At 38.5% G+C, this 25423-nt stretch carries 14 protein-coding genes; 10 read left to right on the top strand and 4 right to left on the bottom strand.

Annotated elements, in window-relative coordinates:
• Window positions 1-280: 280 nt before the first annotated feature.
• The 6 genes from JHD79_RS04415 to JHD79_RS04390 all read left to right on the top strand — a co-directional run bounded on the left by JHD79_RS04415 (window position 281) and on the right by JHD79_RS04390 (window position 14610).
• Window positions 281-1345, top strand: coding sequence for a hypothetical protein (locus JHD79_RS04415; protein ID WP_199117995.1), 1065 nt, complete (start codon window positions 281-283; stop codon window positions 1343-1345).
• Between the two features lie 29 nt (window positions 1346-1374).
• A complete protein-coding gene (locus tag JHD79_RS04410) occupies window positions 1375-2967 on the top strand; it encodes a T9SS type A sorting domain-containing protein (RefSeq protein WP_199117994.1) in 1593 nt (530 codons plus the stop codon).
• A 127-nt stretch (window positions 2968-3094) separates the two neighbouring features.
• Window positions 3095-4708: a T9SS type A sorting domain-containing protein gene (locus JHD79_RS04405; protein ID WP_199117993.1), complete on the top strand. Its 1614-nt coding sequence runs from the start codon at window positions 3095-3097 to the stop codon at window positions 4706-4708.
• Window positions 4709-4718: 10 nt separating this feature from the next.
• The gene (locus tag JHD79_RS04400) at window positions 4719-8129 is read left to right on the top strand and encodes a hypothetical protein (protein WP_199117992.1); all 3411 of its coding nucleotides are present in this window, start codon (window positions 4719-4721) and stop codon (window positions 8127-8129) included.
• A gap of 120 nt (window positions 8130-8249) precedes the next feature.
• Window positions 8250-10526: an FAD-dependent oxidoreductase gene (locus JHD79_RS04395; protein WP_199117991.1), complete on the top strand. Its 2277-nt coding sequence runs from the start codon at window positions 8250-8252 to the stop codon at window positions 10524-10526.
• A 547-nt stretch (window positions 10527-11073) separates the two neighbouring features.
• Window positions 11074-14610 (top strand): chemotaxis protein CheB, encoded by a 3537-nt coding sequence (locus JHD79_RS04390; RefSeq protein ID WP_199117990.1) that lies wholly within the window; start codon window positions 11074-11076, stop codon window positions 14608-14610.
• Between the two features lie 173 nt (window positions 14611-14783).
• Here JHD79_RS04390 and JHD79_RS04385 read toward each other — a convergent pair whose 3' ends face one another.
• Window positions 14784-15392 carry a hypothetical protein gene (locus JHD79_RS04385; protein ID WP_199117989.1) on the bottom strand — a complete coding sequence of 203 codons (609 nt, stop codon included), beginning with the start codon at window positions 15390-15392 and terminating at the stop codon, window positions 14784-14786.
• 302 nt (window positions 15393-15694) lie between these two features.
• Here JHD79_RS04385 and JHD79_RS04380 point away from each other — a divergent pair, with 302 nt between their 5' ends.
• Window positions 15695-16531, top strand: a complete 837-nt coding sequence (locus JHD79_RS04380; protein ID WP_199117988.1) for a serine hydrolase — start codon at window positions 15695-15697, stop codon at window positions 16529-16531.
• Between the two features lie 340 nt (window positions 16532-16871).
• Here JHD79_RS04380 and JHD79_RS04375 read toward each other — a convergent pair whose 3' ends face one another.
• From JHD79_RS04375 to JHD79_RS04365, 3 genes are all read right to left on the bottom strand, one after another.
• Entirely contained in the window at window positions 16872-18170 is a 1299-nt protein-coding gene (locus tag JHD79_RS04375; RefSeq protein ID WP_199117987.1) for an OmpA family protein, read from the bottom strand.
• A 300-nt stretch (window positions 18171-18470) separates the two neighbouring features.
• The gene (locus tag JHD79_RS04370; RefSeq protein WP_199117986.1) at window positions 18471-19571 is read right to left on the bottom strand and encodes an acyltransferase family protein; all 1101 of its coding nucleotides are present in this window, start codon (window positions 19569-19571) and stop codon (window positions 18471-18473) included.
• Between the two features lie 530 nt (window positions 19572-20101).
• A complete protein-coding gene (locus tag JHD79_RS04365; RefSeq protein WP_199117985.1) occupies window positions 20102-21286 on the bottom strand; it encodes a right-handed parallel beta-helix repeat-containing protein in 1185 nt (394 codons plus the stop codon).
• A gap of 468 nt (window positions 21287-21754) precedes the next feature.
• On the opposite strand from JHD79_RS04365, the gene JHD79_RS04360 reads away from it, so the two are divergent.
• The 3 genes from JHD79_RS04360 to JHD79_RS04350 all read left to right on the top strand — a co-directional run bounded on the left by JHD79_RS04360 (window position 21755) and on the right by JHD79_RS04350 (window position 25422).
• Window positions 21755-22411 (top strand): polysaccharide biosynthesis/export family protein, encoded by a 657-nt coding sequence (locus tag JHD79_RS04360; protein ID WP_233164560.1) that lies wholly within the window; start codon window positions 21755-21757, stop codon window positions 22409-22411.
• Between the two features lie 33 nt (window positions 22412-22444).
• The gene (locus JHD79_RS04355) at window positions 22445-24697 is read left to right on the top strand and encodes a polysaccharide biosynthesis tyrosine autokinase (protein WP_199117983.1); all 2253 of its coding nucleotides are present in this window, start codon (window positions 22445-22447) and stop codon (window positions 24695-24697) included.
• A gap of 197 nt (window positions 24698-24894) precedes the next feature.
• Window positions 24895-25422, top strand: a complete 528-nt coding sequence (locus JHD79_RS04350; protein ID WP_199117982.1) for a UpxY family transcription antiterminator — start codon at window positions 24895-24897, stop codon at window positions 25420-25422.
• Window position 25423 lies beyond the last annotated feature (1 nt).

Genomic DNA, 25423 nt, shown 5'->3' with positions numbered 1-25423 from the left:
TACTACGTAGTCGGGGTGACGAAAGACTGTGGTGTTTTTCCTTATCATCCCATTAGAATAAAAAGTTTTTTCAAAAAAAATTGCATTTACGAAAATAACTAATACTTTTGGTTAAAATATAAACCAAACCAAACCAAACCAATATAAATCTTTTTAATTTAAAAATCACTTACGGGTTTTGCATAGGCTAGTTATCGAATGTGCCACTTGAAATAAGTTTGCTTCATTCATCACAGTGTCAGCTGCTTCTTAACCAACCCGTATGCTTAAAAAAATGGATATGAATAGAAAACTTTTACTAACCTGTTTATTTGCAATCGTTGTACGTACTGCTTTTTCTCAAACCGCATTTACGCCAGGCAGTTTGTCGGTGTTAAGGGTTGGAGATGGAACAACAACCTTAGGAACAGCAGCTCTTCCAGTATTTATTGATGAGTATTCAACCAGCGGAAAGCTGATCAGAAGTATCGCTTTACCAACCGCATCGGCTGGAAAAAACAAACGACTAACCTTAGATGGCAATACGCCTGGCGTTTCTTCCTTCGAAGGACTTTTGTCGCTTTCTCAAGATGCTAAAAAACTTTCCCTAGCAGGTTACGATGCTGCTGTGGGTACAGATGCAGTAGTTGCTTCAGAAAGTGATCAAGCTAACAGAGTTATTGGCGTGATAGATGGGGCAGGTAATGTAAATACCTCCACCTCCTTAAATATTTATACTAAAGTTTATATCAGTTCGGCAGTAACCGATGGAAATAACGTGTGGATTGCTGGTGGAAACGCTAATATTTATACGACTACAATCGGTTCAACCAATGCGACCTCCATCATTGCACGTTCTGGAAGGTCTATTCGCATCTTTAAAAACCAACTATATGCTGCTCAATCCTCTGGTTTGGTAGGTCCTTTAGTGACTATTGGAATAGGTTTGCCAACCACAGCTCCTCAAACAGCAGTTGCAGTTCCTGGTCTCACCATTAACGGAAGTAGCCCAACTGGCAGAGAATTTTTCTTTGCAGATATTAATCCAAATATCCCTGGTTATGATGTGCTATATATCGCAAATACTGGAATTACTGACGGCATCACTAAATATTCTCTCGTAGATGGTTCTTGGGTTTCAAATGGTACCGTAAAAGGACAATACACTGGTCTTACCGCTACCGTATCTGGTAACGAAGTAACCGTTTACGGAGTTAAGTATGGTGCTACTTCATCGGAGCTATTTAAAATTACAGACAATACAGGTCACAATGGATCTATTGCTGCATTAACCCGTTCAGTTCTTGCCAAAACTGGAGCCAATATGGTCTTCCGTGGACTTTCATTATCGCCTCAAAAACCTTAACCATTTATTGATTAATAAACCAAACTATAATGAAAAGAAAACTACTATTAAGTTGTTTGTTTGCTGTAACAGCCTATACATCTTTTTCACAAACTGCATTCACGGCGGGCAGTTTATCTGTATTGCGGGTTGGCGATGGGTCAGCAGCCTTGGGAACAAGTGCTACGGCTGTATTTATTGATGAATACTCCACCAGTGGGACATTGATTCGAAGTATTGCTTTACCTACGACAGTGGTCGGTGCTAACCGAAGACTAACATTAGATGGAAATACCGCAAGTGTTTCTTCATCTGAAGGACTTTTATCGCTTTCACAAGACGGAAAAAAGCTCACCTTAACGGGCTATGATGCGCCTGCCGGTACGGCTACGATAGCAACCTCGGCTAGTGCAACCTACAACAGGGTGGTAGGTGTAATAGATGGAACTGGTAATGTAAATACAAGCACTGCACTAGATATTTTTAACGTACAATTGATTTCCTCAGCAGTAGCAGACGGAAACAATTTATGGATATCAGGGGGAACTGCAAACATTTATTATACTACAGTTGGTGCTACTACGGCAACATCCATAGCTGGACGTACAGGAAGATCTATGCGGATTTTTAATAATCAGCTATATGCCTCACAAATATCAGGATCATCTGGTCCGATAGTTACCGTTGGTACAGGCTTACCGGTAACCGCTGGTCAGACTGTTACTGGATTGCCCGGTATGCCAACCACGGCACCATCAGGACGAGAGTTTTTCTTTGCTGATGTTGATCCTACGATAGCGGGATATGATGTTTTATACATTGCCAATTCGGCGAATACAGATGGAATCGCTAAATATTCGTTGGTCGGTGGCAATTGGGTGTTGAATAATGTGATTGCTGGGCAATATACAGGTTTAACCGGAGTGATTTCTGGAAATGAGGTTACGCTCTATGGCGTAAGATTTGCCGCCTCAGCCAATAAAATATTTAAAATTACGGATGCAACTGGTTACAACGTTGCAATGACTGCTACAGCTACAGATATTGCTACTGCAGCAACTAACACGGTATTTCGTGGTTTATCCTTATCTCCAACGGTAACCACAAATCCGGTATCTCTCATTTCGTTTACAGGCAAAGAAGCCGGCAATAGTGTTCGCTTAAACTGGTCAACGGCTTCCGAACAGAATAATTCACATTACGAAATTTACAGATCTGCCGATGGACAGCACTTCATCAAACTGGGCAGTGTTAGAGGAGCGGGAACGGCCAACGAAACATTAAATTATTCGTTTACTGATTTATCACCATTATCGGGTACGGTTTATTATAAATTACGTCAGGTAGATTTTGATAATCGTTTTACAGACTATGGCCCAATTCCAGTAAAATCGAGCCTTCAGAAAAACGACTTAAAAGTTCAGGTGAAAGATAATAGCCTACAGGTTTCCGTATTTGCTTCGACAAACTCAACTTCCGAAATTAAGGTCTACAATATTTCAGGAAATGCCTTGGCAAAAGTAACCGCAACCTTAACCAGCGGATGGAATACCGTTGAAGTGCCATTTACCGCTAGCACAGGCATATATATCGTTGCTTCTAAAATTGGTAATGAAATCACCAAAACAAAAATTGCGAAATAAATAGGGAAGGATGGTATTCAAATACCATCCTTTTCCATTTCTATAAAAAGAACTGCTGCTAAGTTGATTTCAGTGGTATCAAATGACTGTTGCTAATACAATAAGTTAAACTAACCAAAACTGTGGTATGAAACGATATGGCTATTTACTGCTGCTCATCTGCTGCACAGTACTGGAGCTGCATGCTCAAAATTTATCCAACAGAAACATTTTTGTGGTAAGAATCGGTGATGGAAGTGCCTCGCTTACCACTGCTGCAACACCTGTTTATCTGGATGAGTACAATACCTCTGGAACTTTAATCAGGACCATTGCCATGCCTATTGTCAATTCAGGGAGCAATAAAAAGCTAACCCTATCTGGCAAATATGCTTATGAAGGTTATCCGGTACTGTCTCCCGATGGGCAATCCGTTTGTTTATTTGGTTATGATGCTGCTCTTGGAACAGCTTCTATCGGTACTTCCGTAAGCAGTACTATCAACAGAACTGCGGGTATTATTTACGCCAACAATACCATCAATACTGCTACCAGTGTTACCGATGCCTTTTCGGCCGTAAATGCCCGTTGCGCCGTATTTGATGGAAATAACGGTATTTGGATGACGGGTGGAACAACGGGAGTTCGCTACGCACCATTAGGGGCTACCACCTCTACAGCATTAACCACCGTGACGGGACGTGCCATCAATGTTTTCGATGGACAATTGTACATGTCTTCTACCAGTGGCGATACCAGAATTGCTACCGTTGGACCAGGCGTGTTGCCTATTACAGGGCAGGCAGTGGCCAATTTACCTGGTTATCCCGCAACAGGTAGCCCTTGCCAGTTTTTTTTGGCTGATGTATGCAATACCGTACCTGGGCCAGATGTGCTGTATGTGGCTGATAATACCGCTGGAGTTTTTAAATACTCCCTGGTTAATGGAACGTGGGTAAGCAATGGAAAAATAGGCGTGGCTAATGACCAATATGTGGGAATAACAGGCAATGCAAGTAATGGTAGTGTGATGATGTATGCTACTCGTAAAAGTGGTACAGGCGACGCAGGCGGTGGAGAGTTGGTGAGCATTACAGATAACAGTGGATTAAATGGAACATTTTCGGCCACACCAATAGTTTTAGCAACCGCTGCCACAAATACGGTTTTCAGGGGAGTATGTTATTCGTTTACTCCCATTCCTCCAGATGAGGTGCTGCCTATTTCATTGCAGGCATTTTCAGTGCAAAAAAGCAACCTTACTACCACGCTTAACTGGTCTTCATCTTCAGAAAAAGAAAGTGCTTATTTTGAAATACAACGGGCGCAGGACGATGGACAATTTAAGGAAATTGGGAAGGTTTTAGCCAATGGTTATTCCGATAAAACCATTCATTATAGATATGTAGATGCCAATCCGTTCAAAGGGTTAAACTATTATCGCTTAAAATCGGTAGACACTAATGGACAGTTCAGTTTATCCGATGTTCGTTTCATGCAATTCACCAATACAGCTGCAACGACTATCCAAGCCATCTATCCCAATGATAAAGTGCTGGAAATGCTCATTAACATGCCCGAAGCCGGTTTAACCACCTTAAGGATCATTGATATGAGCGGAAAAGTAATAGGCACAGAACTGCTCAAGGTAGATGTAGGCTTTACCAAGATAAAACCACGGGTTAACCTTATTCAGGGGACCTATATTGCTGCCATAAGCACTAGACAAGGAGAGATAAGTACAAAATTTATTAAACAATAATGTTTGAGGTATGAAACAACCTAAAGTATTGTTCACAGGCTTTCTTTTTTTCATCAGCTGTCTGATTCAAATTAAAGCACAAACCACTACCAATACCCTTTTGGTAGAAGCCGAAGAGTTTCAGTTTCCCGACAGGTGGGTGAGCGGTAATGAAATTGGCGTTTCGGGCGGTGCCATTTTAAGTGTGGGGCAAACCACTACACCAAACGCCAATGCCTATACCTCCATTAGCGTTAAAACCGCTGGCACCTACGATATATGGACCCGTTCTCGGGATTATCCCGATAATAGACCTGGTACACGACGATTTTTAATTTACGTGAATGAGGTGGCCATGAGCCAGGAATCTGGCATACACGGACAAGATGGCTATTACTGGGAAAAGGTGGGCACCGCTACACTTGATACTGGTGAAACGCTTTTACGCATCAAGGACACCAGAGGTTATTTTGGACGTTGCGATGCCTTGTTATTAACTACCGTTACCTCTTTTAACCCTAACCTGCAAAGTTTAGCCGCATTGCAGGGTTTTAAAATAAGTCCTAAAAAACTGGAATCAATTCCGCCCTCAGCTTTAGTGGCAGCGCCGTATCTACCCATAACCAGTTCCGCAACAACCAATGCCGAAATGAACAACGGTCATTTAAAATTGCAGTTTGTTACGGTACTAGATGCGGCCACTAATTCACCTCGTATCGTCAGTACCACCAGTTTGTATAATGGTGGCCAATGGACTGCCGTGAATACAGGAGTGGAATCCAACAGGATTTTTTTGCTACATGAAGCTACGCCTGATGTCAACTTTATTGGGGTTAATCCCGCTTGGGAAAATGCTGCAGGAATGAGTACGTTTCAAAGCATGGGGCAAACCTTTTCGGTATTTGACCAAGCCAACGGTAAAAATCCGTTTAGTGCTGGCGAACTGCTATTGTGCAGGGCTACTGCAGTTACCAAAATATCGGACGAGGAAATACACGTTACATATGCTACGGATAGTGGATATACCCTAACAGGAACATGGAAATTAGCAGCAGGAACCAATCACTTGAGTTTAACGCTTAATTACCAGGCAACCGCAACAGGCTATTACAGTTTTGCCGTGGCGGCTTTACAGCCAATTGCCGCAAATGCTGTAAAAAATGTGCAGTTGCCACCCATGTTTCAATACCAGCGTTTGCCCGACCAACCGTTGATGGTTCCAAGTGCGCTCACGCCACAACCCGTAAGTATTGTTGAAACTACAGTGAACAATACGCCGTACAGTTATTTTGTGGCAGGTGCATTATCAAACTTTCCGTTAGAATGGGCCACAGGCGAAACTTCTCCAATGGGATTTTCGCTGAAAAATGAGAGTAACCAGGTACAACCCTTAGCTTTCGGACCCATTTTAGGTTTTGCCGATTCAAAGCTGAACTCAGGTCAGTCCATCACTCGCGAATTTATGATAGGAGCTTTGCCAAGTACTTGGGATGGTGCTTTAGAATACCTGTCCAATAAAGTTTACGAGGTTAAAGATTATCGCAAACAAGGCACCACATCCTTAACCAATGCAGCCTTAAATATGGTAGACCTGATTAAAAACGACAATGCATCAGGTTGGGATACCACCATGAAAGGATTTTACGACATTGAACAAAACCCTGTCATAGCGCCAGTAGTGGTTAATACTTCTCCCTTAGCGTTGCTTTCGGCGGCAGTACTTGGACAAGATGAAGATATGTACCTTAAAAGAGCCCTCCCCGCTATCGAATATACTCTCTCACGACGTGGCTACAGGTGGTCTAACAAGCTTGGAACTTTGTACACGCCTACCGAAAGCTCGCTCAAATTAAGTCCATACAGTAAGGAGTTTAACGTGGCCTATTTTGAAGGTTTGGATAAACTGACCAAAGGAGCTAACCCTTGGTTGGTGGACTTGGCATTGCCCAATGGAGAACTGCGAACCACCACCAATAGTTGGACGGAAAAATTGGCGGCTTACCGAATGACCCAAAGTGCATCATGGTTAAGTGATGCCATTCGGGGTGCTGATTTGTTTCTCACCAACGACGTCTATGCTACCAAGACCACTGCCCTAGATGAAAACGGTTTTTATAATACCTCATTTTACCCTAACTGGTGGGATTTGATGGATATTTATGAGCTCACAAAATACAGCCGCTATTTAACGGCGGCAGAGAAATCGGCCTTTTATACCATTGCGGGCATCAGGTCCTATCCTAAAGTAGCCGCAAATCAGCAAACCATTCACCCAGGTAATAACTACAGTGGAACCACCACCATTTGGTGGAAAGGTGCGCAGCAATATCGTTTGGGCTATCCTCGTGTAGCTGGCGATGTGCAGGAAAAGCAAGTGGCTCAAGACCTTGTTTCTCCTGTAGGTTTAGGCTTCGAACAACCTGTGACGCTTTTCTTCCCCAAAGCTCAAATTCTGCACGTTTACATGTCTAACTGGGCACCCAACTTGTTGCGTATATTCCAATACAATAATCGAGATATTTTTCAAACCTACGCACGTAACTCTATTATTGGCCGTTTTGCCAACTATCCAGGTTATTATGCAAGAGGTTTTACCGATGTCCCTTTAAAGGCAGATTATCCGTATGTAGGACCTGATGTGACCTCTATTTATTACCATCATATTCCTTCTCAATTGGCTTTTTCGGTTGATTTTTTAGTGACCGAAGCCATGCAACGTTCTCAGGGAAATATCAATTTTCCATACAGCAGGCAAGAAGGATTCGTTTGGTTCAACAATCGGATTTTTGGGGGAGGAAAGGGTAAAGTGTATACAGATAAAGAAGCAACTTTATTACTGAAGAAAGATTTGGTTCAGGTAGATAATCCCGAAGTGAATTACCTCACGGCCATTTCCGAAAACAAATTTTGGGTCATCGCATTAAACGAATCTCCAAACCCCACTGCGGTCAGTTTAACCCTTACAGATAGCGTAAAAGTTGCATCTAATTCATCAAGTGAACTTTACGCTAATGATAATTGTACACCAACTACTAAGGTGATGAATGGTCGCACGACACAGCTTACTTTAGGTGCAAAAAGTGTTTCGGCGCTTTCATTTCCGTTAAGCACACCGTTTAAGGAAATAAAGGCGCCCAAGTTGCCACAAGGAATGTATACCACTATTGTAGATAGTAACTGGGGTACTTTTTATGTGTTCAGGATAAGGTCACCGTTTGGTTGGGATTCCATTTACGCCTATTTGGATACCCCGCCATTGGAAAATGCAGCAGCTAATTTGAGCAGTAATATTGATTCGGCTACCCTGCAACGAGTGGCCTATCCCTATGAGTGGTCTTTGAAAAAAATCTCTTATGGCCAGCAAGTGGTGCTCAACTTACAATTGACACTGAATGGGGTAAATAAGAACCTGTCTGTAACGGTAAACGGCACCAGTAATTAGCCACAATTTCTTCGGATAATTTTCAGTTGGATGGAAATTTATAAGATTTATTAATATATTTACAGACCAAACCAAACCATACCAAAATTTATAATAATCAAGATAACCGAGTATTTTAATATGATCATATCAGAGGCAACACATTCCCGTAATTTAAAATCTAATCAATTAACTACAGATTTTGCAGTTATTGGCGGTGGACTGGCAGGGGTTTGTACTGCCATTACTGCTGCACGTAAAGGTGTAAAAGTAGTTTTAGTACAAGATAGACCCGTTTTAGGCGGTAACTCATCCAGCGAAGTTCGTTTATGGATTTTGGGGGCAACCTCTCACATGGGCAACAATAACCGTTGGAGTAGAGAAGGCGGCGTTATCGACGAAATTTTGGTAGAAAATACCTATAAAAATAAAGAAGGAAATGCCTTAATATTTGATACCATTTTATTGGATAAAATATTGGCCGAGCCTAATATCACGCTTTTGCTAAACACCGCAGTTCACGAAGTACATAAATCTGACCCAGAAAAAATTTCATCAGTAAAAGCTTTTTGTAGTCAGAATTCTACCGAATATCATATCCATGCTCCTTTGTTTTGTGATGCCTCTGGCGATGGAATTGTTGGCTTTTTAGCAGGTGCTGCTTTTAGGATGGGTGCCGAAAGTACGGAAGAGTTTGGTGAAAAATTTGCACCATCCAAAGAGTATGGCGAATTGCTTGGCCATAGTTTGTATTTCTATACCAAAGACACAGGCAAACCTGTAAAATTTACGGTACCCAATTTTGCCTTGCAAGACATCACCAAAGAAATTCCACGCTTTAGAAACTTTAATACCAAAGAGTACGGTTGTAAATTATGGTGGTTAGAATATGGTGGAAGATTGGATACCGTGCATGATACCGAAAAGATTAAAATGGAGCTTTGGAAAGTAGTTTATGGCGCTTGGAATTACATTAAAAATTCGGGCAATTTCCCAGAAGCAGAAACCATGACCTTGGAATGGGTAGGGACCATTCCTGGTAAAAGAGAAAGTCGCCGTTTTGAGGGTGATTACATGCTGCGCCAACAAGATATCATCGAACAAAATACTCATCATGATGCCGTTGCATTTGGCGGATGGTCCATAGACCTTCACCCAGCAGATGGTGTATTCAGTGAAAAACCTGGTTGTAACCAATGGCACAGTAAAGGGATTTACCAAATTCCTTACCGTTGTTTATATAGTAAAAACATCAAAAACCTTTTCCTTACAGGACGCATTATTAGTGCTACACACGTAGCATTTGCCTCTACAAGGGTAATGGCAACCGCGGCACACGTGGGTCAAGCGGTGGGTATGGCTGCTTTTGTGGCTAAAGAGAAGGACTTAAATCCAGCGGAGATCATTCACCAAAACTTAATTGGTCATTTGCAAGATGAATTGCTGAAAAGTGGTCAGCATATTCCTGGCTATGCGCTAAACGATCAACAAGATTTGGTACAAACAGCGAAATTATCGGTTTCAAGTGAATATGTGTTAGCGGAATTGCCTTCAGAATTACTGAAAAGCTTAGAAATTTCTACTGCACAAATGCTTCCTTTAAACGAAGGTAAAGTGCCTCAAGTCATTTTTCATGCAGAAGCTGACGAAGCTACGGCACTAGAAGTTGAACTTCGAATCAGTGGAAAATCGGCAAATTATACACCTGATGTGATCCTTGAAAAACAAACCTTGGCGATACAGCCTGGTCGCAATTGTTTGCACGTAGATTTTTCTGCTGAGCTTACCGAAACGGCGTATGCATTTATCGTTTTCCATAAAAATCCTAAAGTAAAACTACATCTTACTCAACAACGCGTTACAGGGGTGATTTCTGTATTTAACTCGGTAAATAAAGCGGTGTCTAATTTTGGTAAGCAAGTTCCAACGGAAGACATTGGTGTAGATGAATTTGAATTTTGGTGCCCTCAACGTAGACCAGAAGGACATAACGTAGCTTTTAAACTGAATCCATCCTTAAACAAATTTGGGAAAGAAAACGTCAAAAGTGGGGTTTACAGACCTGTTAACGAGCCAAATGCATGGGTGGCAGCACAAGAAGACAAAGCGCCAAGCCTTAGGATAGCATGGGATGAAGCACAAACCATTCAAAAGATAGAACTGTTTTTTGATACCGATTACGACCATCCGATGGAAAGTGTTTTAATGGGACACCCAGAAGACGTGATGCCTTTCTGTGTACGTAATTATACCATTAAAGATGATTTGGGCAATGTTGTTTTTGAAAAGACAGCCAATTACCAAACCCTCAACACCATTGTTTTGGACAAAGCCATTAGCACGGAATACTTGACGATAACATTAGAACATCCTTCAGAAAATGTGCCTGCTGCTTTGTTTGGGGTAAGGTGTTACTAAGCATAAAGATCTCTAAAATTGAAAACGGAGACATTCGGCTCTTGATTACTCGACACTGGTTGAAGTTGAACCGGTGGTGCAGAACAATAAATAATATCAAAACAGTTTAAAATGTATTTACTTTTTCTGTTGTAGTTCCATTGCGTTCAATTATTGCCTAAATGACAAACAAGTACGATTCTACTGCGAAACCCTTGCCCTAAATCAAGAATGCTTAAAGTGACGTAAATTTAGATCTAAGTATAACTAAACTTTAGTGCTATTAAGGGTAGTCTGTTAGTCTATCAATGCATTTTTCTGGTCCCATTTTATCATGCTTTTTTGACTCTTTCGAAAAGTGGGTAATTGTAATTGCTTTTAACCCTTCATCAAATAGATATTGTTCGTTTATTATGAGTACCTTTAAAAAAAATACCTACTCGACCAATAAAAGCAAATATGGATTATGATTTCAACTCATGCCGTTAAGATAAATTAAACCGTACTAGCTTCCTATCTTCTTTCCTAAGCGTTTTATTTTTGATTGAATTTTACCCCTTATAAATCAATGTCAATAATTAAACCACACCATATCATTGCAATAGGCGCCTCTGCAGGCGGTATGGAAGAGATCAATTCTTTTTTTGACCATACACCTTTAGATGGAGTTTCTTATGTGATTGTTCAACATTTATCTTCAGATTTTAAAAGCAGGATGGTGGAATTACTGGCTAAACACAGTAAACTTGTTGTTGAACAAGCCGAAGACGGGATGAATGTTCAATGTAACCAGGTGTATCTTATTCCAAGTGATAAATTCATGACCATACGGGGCAATATATTATATTTAACGGATAAAGAAAAAATTAAAAGTCCCCATTTGACGATCAATACCTTTTTTAATTCACTAGCACAAGATTATGGTAAAAAGGCAATTGGCGTTGTTCTATCTGGTCTAGGTTCAGATGGCACAGAAGGTATTAAGGCCATTAAAAAGGCAGGTGGAATGATAATGGCACGCAATCCTGAAACTTCGGAGTTTGGCAGCATGCCTTCCCATGCTATTGCTACAGGTTTAGTGGATTTTGTCCTAGAACCCAAGGGCATGCCGGATATCATAGAAGATTATGTAAAAAACGAAGGAACTTTAACTGTTGATCAGGCAAATGATGAAGAGAACCTAGCGGTAATTATGGAACTGATCAAAGAAAACTCGCCACTTGATTTTACTGACTATAAATTGCCTACAATATTAAGAAGGACTAAAAGAAGGGCCTCTTATGGAAATTTTACAACCTTAGGGAATTATCTTGAATTTCTGAAAGTTACTCCGAAAGAGGTAGAGAGTCTAAGCAAAGAATTTCTGATCAGTGTTACTTCATTTTTCAGGGACAAGGAAGCCTTCAATTTTATTCAAAAAAAAGTGCTGCCCGATATATTAAAAAAACTCAAGCTGGGCGAAGAACTGAAAATATGGGTAGCTGGTTGTGCTACAGGTGAAGAAGCCTATTCCATAGCTATGCTGATAGCCGAGCAATTAACTGGTAGATTGGCGGATACCATAGTGAAAATTTTTGCTACTGATATTGATAGTGCTGCTTTAGTACATGCTGGCAAGGCGGTTTATAATAAAAGCATTTCAAAAAATGTACCTGCCAACTTACTTGAAAAGTATTTCCTAAAAGAAGGGGATAATTACCAAATAAAACCAGTTATACGCAAGATGCTGATCTTTTCTCAGCATGACTTAGTGAAGAATCCACCCTATTGTAATATGCATTTGATCAGTTGCCGTAATCTATTGATCTATATGACACCTTTTTTGCAAAAAAAAATATTTGGCATGATGCTCTTCGGACTTAAAAAGGACGGCTATTTATTTTTAGGTTCTAGTGAAAATCCAATGCCGATAATTAAAAATTTGGAGGTAGTACATAAAAAATGGAAGATTTATAAGAACCTGGAAACAAAACGTGCCGTAAGCTTCGATGCATTTTCAATGCCGGAATTTTTGGATACTAAACGTAAACCCTCCCACTTTTTGCAGGAAGGTGCATCTAAAAATACGAACCATACATTGGCCGAGGCCATGCATGAAAGCCTAGCTGAAGAATTGGATTACTTTGCAGTTTGTATTGATGAAAATAACCAAGTTATAAAATCCTATGGCGACAGTACAAAATATTTACTCCATAAACATTTCAGTTCAAACCTTTCACAACTCTTACCTAAGCCACTTGCAGTGGCTTTTAATACATTAAGCAAAAAAGCGCTAAAAGGAAATGAACAGGTTACCTTAAATGGCATAAAAATTAAACAGGGGCAAATGATAGTTAAGGTAAATCTTTCTGTAAGCGTTTTTATGTTAAAAGGTGAAGAGAATTTGCTAATGGTTACCTTTAGTGAAGATAAATCCAATAACTCAGTACAGAGCGATACCGTATTTGATGAAAAAATATACCTGGATCAATATGTTGTTAATTTGGAAGAGGAATTAAAAGAACTCAAAAATAAACTTCACGTTTCTAATGAAGAGTTGGATGCCTCTAATGAAAATCTACAATCCTTTAATGAAGAGCTGATTTCTTCGAATGAAGAAATGCAGAGTACCAACGAGGAAATGCAATCTGTAAATGAAGAACTTCATACCATTAATTCAGATTACCAACTAAAAAACAAAGAACTGCTCGAAATTAATGATGATCTGAATAACTATTTCAGGAGTAATATCAATGGGCAATTGTTTATTGATAACGAATTGCGGCTAATGAAATTTTCGCCAGGTACCACCAAGCAGATCAACTTGTTGGAAACAGATATTGGAAGACCGCTGAGCAATATTTCTACCAATATCAAATTTGAAACCATTATTGATGATATTAAAAAAGTACTGGTTGAAGGATGCGTGATCACCAAAGAAATTGAAACGAATAATGGTAAATGGTACCAGATCATGACTATGCCCTACGTGCAGCAATCGGATCATAAAAATACAGGGGCCATTATTACATTTAATGACATCACAGAACTAAAAAAAATACAGCAGGAATTAAATATCAGCAATAAAATGCTTGGTATTGCTATTGATTCGGCCGAAATGGGAATGTGGTCTATAGAACTCAAAACCCGTGAATTTGTCCCGTCTCAACGGCTTAGGCAAATATTTGGTTTTTATCCAGATGAGCAAATGACGTACGAGACAGCTATTGCGCAAATTGATAACGAATATCAAACTTTAGTAGCAAACGCTGTTGAACTCAACATCACCAATGGAATAAAATTTGATATGGAATATCCATTGGTGGGCTTTCATGATGGTAAACAACGCTGGGTAAGAGGTGTCGGGGATCTTTCTTATGACCACGAAAATAAACCAGCTTATTTTACTGGAGTTTTGCTTGATATTACCATACACAAACAAGATGAAATTCGGAAGAACGATTTTATTGCCATGGTGAGCCATGAGCTTCGAACTCCTCTTACCTTACTTCAGGCACATATACAGATATTATCCTCAAGAGCAAAAAAAGAAAAGGACGAATTTAATATCACGAGCCTCGATAAGGCGCATATTCAAGTAAAGAAAATGAATGGCTTGATTAATGGCTTTCTTAATGTATCAAGCTTTGAAGCAGGAAAAATCTATTTAAACCCGCAAGTTTTCCGGATGGATACTTTATTGGATGAAATAGTGGAAGAAATGGCATTGATCACCAAAAGCCATAAGATTGTATTAAAACACTGTTCGGTATTAACCATTAAGGCAGATCGAGATAAGATCGGACAGGTTATTAATAACTTTTTGAGCAATGCGATAAAATATTCTCTTAAAGGTGGAAATATTGAAGTGTCCTGCAAAGAACTAAATGGCACAGCACAGATAAGTGTAAAGGATCAGGGAGCGGGAATTAAGCCAGAAGATCAAAAAAAGCTATTTGATCGATATTACAGGATAGAAAGTGTACGTAATCAAACCATTTCAGGTTTTGGCCTTGGCCTTTATTTATCTGCTGAAATCATTCAGCGGCATAATGGAAAGGTATGGGTAGAGAGTGAAATAGGCGTGGGTTCAACATTTTACTTTAGCTTACCTCTTTCTGATTAATTGGCTCTTACAGATACGAACAAAATCAACTGGTAAATAATTGTTCAACCTATAATGGTCGAAGGTTAGTGATTAGATAGAATTTGACTTCTAATATTTTCTAATATTTTTTAAAATCGATTTTAACTAAAAGAGCCTGTATAAACCAGGCTCTTTTAGTTAAAGAAATGGAATTAATTTTGTACATAAGTTTTATTACCATTCTTATTAATATAATATCTTCCTCCGCGTGGGCCGGTTAATATTTGTTCGCCATTGGGGCCTTTCATGCTTCTGTCTACTGTTGGTTTATAGGCTTTGGCTGGTGAGGCAGCTGCTGTTTGAACCGTATTGGTCTTGGTTTCTTTTACGGCAGGTGCAGTAGCCGTATAACGCTTATCTGGCGTACCATCTTTTTTAAGCTTTTGACCTGTTGCACTGCTTGCTGCTGCTTCTTTGACTGTAGCATTTTTTTTAGCTGATGCTTTGGTCTCTTTTATAGTAGGTGCAGTAGCCGTATAGCGCTTATCTGGCGTGCCATCCTTTTTTAATTTTTGACCTGCCGTACCGCTTGTTGTTACTTCTTTAACTGTAGCGTCTTTCTTGGCAGCAATTTTGGGTTTCGTTTCTTTTTTGGGCTTATTGCTTGTCGCACTTTGTTTATCGGCAGCTTTCTTGGTAGTTTTTGTCGCCTTGGTTTCTTTTTTTGCTTTTTGACCTTTTGTTGCAGCCGGAGTTTTTTGTGCCATACTTAAGCTTATACATAAGCTCAAGATGGTCAGTAGTGAAAGTAGTTTTTTCATATTTTTTGTATTTAGATAGTTTTTTGTATTCGATTGTAACACAACAAATAAGAAAGCAATTTGTCGTATTTTTTTTCAAAAAAATGTTCTTAAGTCGAAAAGTTTATGAAAAACAAAATGGAATTGTAAAATGGTCTGGGTTGATATTTTGTACGAAATATTTCGTATATTGGTGTTTGACTTGAAAAATAGATGAAAAAATAGTTCTACTTCTCTTAATGCTGTTGACAGGCTATTATGTCCTGGCGCAGAAAAGTGATAACGCTATGAAATAGACTCTTGATACAGTAGTTCTTCAACTTATGGCAACTTACATGAAAGATGGGAAAAGGGTGGGGATTTCCATTGGGGTTGATCTTAATGGGAAATCTTTTAAATATAACTATGGAGAAACTGCTCCTGGATCTGGCATATCACCTAGCGATAAATCCATTTATAAGATCGGTTCGATCACCAAAACATTTACAGGGCTGCTTGTGGCGCATGCCATAACTGAGGGGAGGATTGCTCTAAACGATGATATCAGAAAATTTCTGCCAGGGAATTTTCCTAATCTTCAATATCCAAATGGAGACCCCGTAAAAATTGGTTATTTATTGGTACATACGGCACAATTTCCAAGCAGTATGGGAGAGCAGTTGAGCTTTCCCGTCAGCGATGAGGTGTTCCTTAAATTTTTGAATGGAATTAAGTTGGATTCGCTCCGCTCATTTAGGTATGTATATTCAAATGTAGGTTATCAATTATTGGGGTTTATCTTGGAGAAGATTTACCATAAATCTTATGAAGAGCTCGTCAGTAAATATATTACTATACCTTTCGGTATGACACAAACCAAGGTGGAATATGGTGCAAATAGTGCCAGCATCTTATTAAAAGGGTATGGCACCTATAAAGAGGCTATTAACCCTATGCCAATGACTTTACCGGGAGCAGGTGGATTGGGTTCCTCGGTAAGAGATATGCTAAAATACCTGTATTACCAAAATATGGAGAAGAGCCCTGAAGTTAGGTTAATACACCGGCTCATTATTGGTGATGTTGATAAGGAAGCTTATGGGTTCCAATGGGCCATTGGCAAGAACTGGAATTGGGATCAATATATTAGGACAGATGGCGTAATAAAATGGATTTCGTAGTTTTTGTGTTATGTATCCGCTTCAGCGCATCAGTATTGTAATTTTATCCAACCCAAAAGATGATTCGACAGGACTTGGCCTATATAAGGTAGCTATGGGCATTTATGCAACGGTAAAAAAACAGTTGCTTATATTAAGTAGGCATTTATGTATTAATAACTAGTCATTTTACTATTGTAAAATAAGAAGGTGTACAAAGCTCATGTCTTATCCCTATTGAGTATCTTAAAATAGCGTTTATGTTGAATTTAATGATATTTACTACTTTTAGCGATCTCTGTTTTTGAGGAGATAATGCTAAGATTTTATGTACACCTTCTTTATATTTAAAATGTTAGCTTTATTTTTGAGTTACGCGTATATCTATTCGACGATTTTGTGCCCTGCCCTCGGCAGTATCATTGCTCGCTATTGGAAAATCTGCGCCATAACCTTCAGCTTCTAACCGTTTAGAATCTACACCCAATTTTATGAGCTCTTTCATGGCAGTACTTGCACGCTCATTCGATAATTTCTTGTTTATGGCAGCATCTCCAGTATTGTCAGTATAACCTCCCAGTTTTAAGTGCACATTCGGATAAGCTTTTAAAATGGCGGCTATATTTTTCAACTGTTGTTGAGATTCGAACTTTAAGGTATTTTTTCCGGTTTCGAAGTATAAACGATCAAAGGTGAACCAAGTGGTTTTATCAACCATTTTGTTTTTGTCTTCAATAAATGAGATGAGACGGTTTTCTACAGAGTTTTCAGCAATAGTAATCTCTGTGCCATCAGGTAATTTTTTCTTCATTGTAGCGCCCAGATCTCTTACAAAATCTCCAGCTTCGTTTAATTTACCAGCAATAACGGCAGTTGTTGTTGCTGCGGCCTCTTTAACGGTATGGGCCGCAGAGTCCATGGTGTGGCTCATCGAATCGACTTTAGCTGTTATGGCAGATTTGTGATTACAGCCAGACCTGCTCATTAACCACCAAGCGCCTATTATAATGATAAGTAACCCTATTAACCACTTCAAAAAACCTCCTCCCGATTTAGTTTCTTGACTTGAACTATATGTTATAGGAGGTACTTTAACCTTAGGTATTTCTACCTTTGGGGTACTCATATTTAAATCAGGAACATTGACATGTTCGGTGTCCAGGAAATTGCCTAAACCATGTGGTAATGCAGCAGCAATGTCAGTCTTGCTCTCTGAAATTTTCCCTAACAGATCGGAGGTACTCCAACCCTTATTGGCCATCAACTTTGAAATAGAACCTGTAATAAGGGGAACAGCCATAGCCAGTAGATCGGTAGCTTTGCCTGTACTTAATCCACTGGCAGAGGAAACCGCATTGGTTATGGCACCACTGTCGTTGCCAAATAAATTGCCCAACATTGATTTTCCTTTTTCTAATAGAGAGTCGTCGCCATGGCTTAATACATCTTCTGGTTTACTATCGGCACCATAACTTGGCAGTATCTTGTCCAGAAAACCCGAACCTGCTCCAATTCCATTTTTCACAATACCCGCTAAAATAGCAGGTATACCAGCAGATAGACCAGTTTTTACCTGATCTTCGCTTACGCCAACTTTTTGGCTTAAAGATGAGATGGCCGAACCACTGATCTCATTCTTTAACATTTCGATTAAATTCATTTTTTGTAGTTTTTTAGATTAGAAATTTTGAAAAACAGCATCTTCTAAAAGGGAATTGCTTAATTGATATATTAAGCTTGGCATTGCTTATGCTTAATTTTATATTTGTTTAAGCACTTGCGTTTGGAAATCAATACATTAAACAAGAAATGAAGTTTTTTGTTTGGATGTGAGTTCCTTGTAAATAACCGAAATGTAGCTATGATCTATATGGTAAATTGATATGATTAGCAGGGCGATTTTTTCTTTGGGATCAAATATTTGAGTTTTATCGTTTTTCAGGCTGGTTAGAATTAATGGTTACCTTTTATCTTCCACCTTTGCCGTTTTGTTAAATGTATATAACCACCATAAATTTAACCTCATCGATAAATTGTAGATCAACATCGGAATAATGGTACCCAATGACCAAGTAATTAAAAATAGCAAGGGAATATTATCGATTTTTAATAAGGTTGACGCTGAAATTCGGATAAAATTCATCACAATGATCTGCATACAATAAATAAAAAGTGAATGAAAACCTACAACCCTTAAAAAGGTAAATAGTTTATATTTCTGTAAAAGAAAAGAAACGCTCATGGAAAGGGCACAACCAATAAGTGCTTCAATGAGGAAGAGAAAAGGTAGTTTTCGTTCTACAAAGGTCATTCCCGTTGAATTTGGTTGTAGGTTGATTTGGGTAAAATAATATTGTGTAATTATAAAGATGAATAGCAATGGAAAGAAAACCCAAGCAGAAGTTAACCAACCTGCACTTTTATCTGAAAGTATGACGCGTGAAATGAAATCACCTATGGCAAAGAATATATAGTATTGAAAGATGTCGGTGAAAAAGCCACCATTAATATCATTCAGGTGTATATAGGCAGATATAGAATAAAGTACAAACCCGCATAAAATTTGCTTGGAAGCACTGATCTTAAACACAGACTTTACAAAGGAGTAGATAACGCCAATGCAAAAAAGAGCATTGAGATACCAAAATATCCCTGTTTTACGAGGATCGATCAGTAGATTTAGGTAATCCATTAAATAGGAACCATTTTCTGTACCGGAGCCTTTGGTGAGTATTTTAATGCTCACTTCAATAAATCCCCAGATGATTAGGGGATGTAATATATTGTTTGCCCTACTGGAGATGTAGCCGCTTAATCCTTTTTTATGTAGGCTCTTGCCAATAAGCAGACCAGAGATAATAAAGAAGAGAGGCATTCTGAAACCATATAAAAAGACACCAATGTAATTGAAAAGGGGATAGGCCTCAAAATTTAATCCATGGCCCTGTAGTATGGCAAAGCTATGGCCATAACCAACTAAAAGTATACTGATACCTTTGTCGTAGTCTATCCATAAGGTACGACGTTCCCTTAAGATCGATTTTGTATTAAATAAATCCATAAGATGATATTGGGAGATTTGAAGTGACTTTTATGGTGGAGCTAGAGGAGCGTATAGGTTATATAGACATGGTAGAGATTGGGCTATGCCAGTCCGATTACAGGAAAAGCTCCATTACAATAGTAGGCTAATTTTTTGATAAATTATATGGATTTATTTTTGTGTGAAATAACTGTGCAATTTGCACAGTTATTTCACACAAAAATAAGAAGCCTCTGAAAGGGCTATCGGTAATTTCGTATTTGATAGGAAATTAGTATTACTTTTTATTGAAGATAATCAATAATAAATGAAATAGACTTTTGGGAATCCTATTCCATTGGATAAACCTTGTTATTTTAATAGATGGGCATGGATTATAATTAATGATCCCTGCCTACCATATGGTAGACAGGAGATCATTGCCTTAAATTAAAAATAGGAAAATCAAAAATTTAGAAGCCATTCTAGGTTCAATAACATATTTATATGATAGATAAGGCGCTAATAATAGGTTTATCGATATTTGAACGGTATTTATTATGTCTTTACTAAAAAGTAATCGAATAATTGGCTGCGGTATTGATGTTTCTTTTATAGGTAAGCAACGCTATGGTTTCGGTCTGGGATAACTGTTTTCCGCTGGCATCTTGTACAACTGGTTTTGAAATCAACAGTTTTAAATTATTTTCCAGTAATCCAGTTAATATTGGAGAAACTGGATTCTGTCTCCAGTATGGTGCAATAATGTTCAATGTTCCGGTAATTGTTTCACTTCCTTTTCTTTTGGTGAGATAGGCAGATGCTTTCATTGCGGTCTGTGATTTCTTATCATAATGATTTTGGATGGTGATATTGGTCGTTTTATTGCTGCCACCATATAGGTTAGAATAACCAACCTGAATGCCATAACCACCATTATATTCAGTTTTACAGTTAAGTATGCTGATGTTTTGTAGCTCATCTGTAGGTGCTTCTGGTTCAAAGTTCATTCCGCACATAGGAGATACACCTGTGCTATTTCCAGCTATAACAGACTCTAAGACAAGACCATTTACACTGGTAATAGACATCCCAGCTCTTCTATTATATTGGATTACTGTATTAGTGATCTTGATGTTTTTATTTGTGCCGGCACTGCTGGTAGTAGAAAGGTAAACCCCATCTCCCCAACAGTTGGTAATTGTACCATCGTTTATGGTAATATTACTTGAAGAAAGGATAACAATTCCATTTCCCCATTCTCCTGCAGTGCCCAAGTGTCGACCCACATCCCCAACAATTACAGGGTTGTTCAAGGTTACATTCGAAGCACGGTCAATACGGATGAGGTTATAATTTCCGCTAGCTGTTGGTTTAAGTACAAGTTTAGATCCTGTCAAAAAGTTTAATGTACGGTCTGATGGAACTACGATCCCTTTTTCATTGATCATGATAGGAAAGCCTGGAAAGGATACATTGCCGTATTTAGAGACGGCGGTTTGAACATAAGATGTGTAATCGACACTTCCGTCTTTTACATATCCCGAAGGAAGGCTACTGGTAAGATCATAACTTCCGCTAGGTACAGACGTAAGTGCCGCTACGGAAAGTTGTGGTTTGAGATTGTCCTCAAAAATAGCATTTTCACTATTCGTAGCTTCTGCACTTTTCTTACATCCAACCGTAATTACGGTCATTAACAGTCCCGTTAAAAGTCCTCTGCATACTAAAGTAAGTTTTTCTGTTTTTTTCATGTTTATTTTCTATTTGTTTGGAAGGTAACGGGAGGGGATATATGATATTATTATGAATACCCCTCAAAACAGAATTTATGTTATAAAAACAGAGACTTTTAGTAGTAATACGCGTACTTATATCACATAATTGCTATGTTTTAATGCCTGTTTTCTGATTATTTAGTACATAATATAGTGCTGTTTGGCTGTTTTTTTCACAGAAAGTATGATAGCCTTTCATATATCTATGCATAAAAATGTAAATATTATACATTCTTCTACACAATTGCCGGAAGCTTAAAAACTGGGCTGATTTATTATCTAAGTTTACCAAGCGTTTACAATTAAACAAATAGTGTTATGCAATCTAAAACTACTACTCGGCAATTTCAATTCCTTTTACTAGGACTAGCTTTGTTAATTACTTCATGCAGTTCAAAGCGGAATCTGGTTTATCTAAGTGATTTTCAAAATCAAGATAGCTTATTGTCAAATCGAACGGTTAATGCTTTGGAAACGAGGATTATTCCCAATGATATACTTTCTATTTCCGTAAATACAATGAGTGTCGAATCCAATAACCTATTCAATAGCAATAGTAATATACAAGGTAACGGGCAAGGACAGGTACAGCCTGGTTATCGTGTCGATAAAAATGGCTATATCAACTTCCCGGGAATAAAGGAAATTAAGCTTGGAGGGCTAACCTTGTACGAGGCGAAAACGAAATTGACCAATGCCTTGGCAGAGCTGACAAAAGATCCTAATGTAAGCATTGGCTTTATGAATTTTAGGGTAACCGTTATTGGAGAAGTCAATAAGCCAGGAACCTTTAACGTAGTTAACAATGAAATTAATCTGCTCGAAGCATTGGGCATGGCCGGCGATATGACCGCTTATGGTAAAAGGGATAACATTTTATTGATCAGACAGGTTGATGGCGTAAGGAAGATCACAAGACTTAATATTAATTCTGTTCAGGTACTCAGCTCACCCTATTATTACCTCATGCAAAATGATGTGATCTATGTGGAACCAGATAAATCTAAAGAACAGACGATTAATCAGAACAATAGGTTCATCCCTATCATAGCGGCATCATTTTCTGTGCTTGCAGTACTGGTAAGTGTACTGGTCAAATAATCGTTCAATGTTAACTAAGTTAATTCCATTAAAATGAATTTGTTATATAAATATTTAAAATACTGGTATCTATTTCTGATAAGTATTGTTATTTGTCTTTTGATTGCCCCAATCATCATTTATTTTACAACGCCTTATTACCTGGTAAGCACAACACTGCTTTTGGAAGACGACAAGAAAGGCGAGGGGGTATTAAAAGAAAGTGCTTTTAGCGATTTGAATATGTTTCACACTACTAAAAGTATAGAAAATGAGATGCAGGTACTGCGTTCGGTGAACTTGTTTAAAAAGGTGCTCAATAAGTTGTCTATTCATACCAGGTGTTACCTGATGGGTGAATTTACCAATAAAGAAGTTTATGGAAAATCGTCGCCCCTGTTCATTGATGTACATAAAATAAGTCCAAGCGCCTATTTGGAAAAAGTAAAGGTCAATATATTAGATGATTCGAAATTTGAACTGGTCACGTTTAAAGGCGACTTGGCCCATATCTATCACTTTGGTGATCGCATCATTACGCCTTATTTCATCATTACCATAAACAAAGGTGCCGCCTTTAAAGGAAAACAAGACAATATAAGCTTCTCGTTTATCAATGTTGACGAATTGGCCAAGCGTTATCGCGACAGTAAACTGGAAATTAATACGATGGTGAAGGACGCAAATGTCTTACAGTTGAGCTTGTATGATAATGTACCAGAACGTGGGGTAAATATCTTAACGCAATTGGTGAAAGAATATAATCTCGAAGACGTCACCAATAAAAATCAGATGGCCATTGCGACCATTAATTTTATAGATACACGACTTAAATACCTGACAAATGATTTGGGCAATGTAGAGCGTAATGTACAGCAATATAAACAGTTGAATAGGGTAACGAACATCGCAGCCGATGCGCAATCTAACCTGCAAAGGGCCGAAGAATACAAACAACAGCTTGAAGCCATAAACGTACAGTTGGGCATACTGAATGCTATTAATATTTACCTCAACAACTCTGGAAAGCTACTGCCAATTGTGCCCGGAACTGCAGGCTTGCAGGATGGATCACTTTTGGTATTGATCAATAAATACAATGATGTACAGGAAAACTATCAGCATTTGCTGAATGGAAATCAACCTAATAACCCATTGGTGATCAATGCTAAAGATAAACTTAATGTGATCAGACAGAATATAACAGCGAATCTCAGCAGCATTAAAAATAATCTATTGATCAATAAGAATAACCTGATGATGAACTCGTCAAAATTTGAATCAAGGATCAAGACTTCGCCAGCTATAGAGAAAGGCTTACAGGAGCGGGATAGGGAACAAGCCGTTAAAGCCAACCTTTTTCAATACCTCATTCAAAAACGCGAAGAAACAGCACTTTCCTTATCTGCAAATGTGCCCGATGCCAAGATAATAGATGCAGCAAATTATGATAGCGAGCCTGCAAAGCCTAAAAAACAATTGATCTATCTTTATGCTTTCCTGTTTGGTTTGATTATTCCTGTTTCCTATATCTATGTTAAGGATATGTTTAATAGTAAGATAGATAGTGCAGAACAGATAGCCTTGCAAACCAATGTAAAGATTTTGGGTGAACTTTGCCATGCCAAAAGCAATGAGGTATTGGCCATAAACGGGAAGTATAGGAACAACATCACAGAGCTGTTCAGGTATATCCGTAACAATTTGCGCCACCATGACCTTGAGGATCGAAATCAGGTTTTGTTGATCACTTCTTCTATACAGGGAGAAGGCAAGACATTTACCAGTATAAACTTGGGGGCAACACTATCAAACATTGATAAAAGGGTGGTTATCTTGGAATTTGACTTACGTAAACCAGATCTGATCTCAAAAATGGGTTTGGACAAAAGCTTAGGTATTACCGATTATCTTAACTCCGATTTTATTTCTATAGATGATATTATTAACCCCTCGGGTATAGCACCAAACCTATTTGTAATTGGTTGCGGTACTTTGGTGGCCGATCCGGGTAATGAAATGATGAAGCCCAAGATTTCCTTGTTGTTTGAACGATTAAGAAGTAGGTTTGATTATATTATCATAGATACTTCTCCAATTGCATTGGTAGCAGATGCCTTTAGCCTTGATGCGCATAGTGATGCCACAATTTACATTATGCGATACAACTATACGCAAAAATCACACTTGAATATATTAGTAGACATAGAAAAGAACAATAAGCTTAAAAACTTGATGGTTATCCTTAACGACGGCAAGGTAGATCACCTTAAAAATTACGGATACGGAAGTACGGTGTATGCCTAATAGCCATCGTTAAAACCTGTTCAAATACCATTCTAATCCAACTTAATACCCTCTTAAAAATTTTTAATGAATAACCCACTTAGTTGATGTAACTGAGATAGCGAAGCTTTGTGATTGGTCTAAAAATAATAGGCATAGAGCGATTGCATTTGGCCAGGCTTTGCTTGCTTAAATAATGTTTCTCAAAATAAATAAACATGAAAGAACTGTCAATTAAAAAAGAATTGCTCCAACGCCGTTGGAAAGTAATTTATACCCGCCCAAGGTGGGAAAAGAAAGTTGATGCATTATTACAAACTGGAGAAATAGACTCTTACTGTCCGGTTAAAAAAGAGTATCATGTTTGGGCCGATAGAAAAAAGATGGTAGAAGTACCGCTGTTCAACTCTTATGTATTTGTTAACTGCAACTTAAAAGAGGAAATACAGATTAGGCAAACGCTAGGTGTGATCAATTTTGTCTATTTCCAGGGCAGGCCTGCCATGATTAGAGAAGAGGAAATAGAAAGAATTAGATACTTTACCGAACATTGCCAAGATATAGAAGTACTTAATGTAAGCCAATTGGCACCTGGAGATAAAGTATTGATCAAATCGGGAGCACTAACAAACTATAAAGGAGAGGTTTTACAGGTGCAGGGAAAAAATGTAATGATGTTGCTAGAGTACCTTGGCTGTGTAATCGTTACCAAGGTTGCCATCAATAATACCATACTTACCACCTAAG

The organism is Pedobacter sp. ASV28, from assembly GCF_016428855.1.
In the GTDB taxonomy this organism is placed as follows: domain Bacteria; phylum Bacteroidota; class Bacteroidia; order Sphingobacteriales; family Sphingobacteriaceae; genus Pedobacter.
The sequence above is the reverse complement of the archived record's forward strand: the minus strand, read 5'-3'. Positions and strand labels throughout refer to the sequence as shown.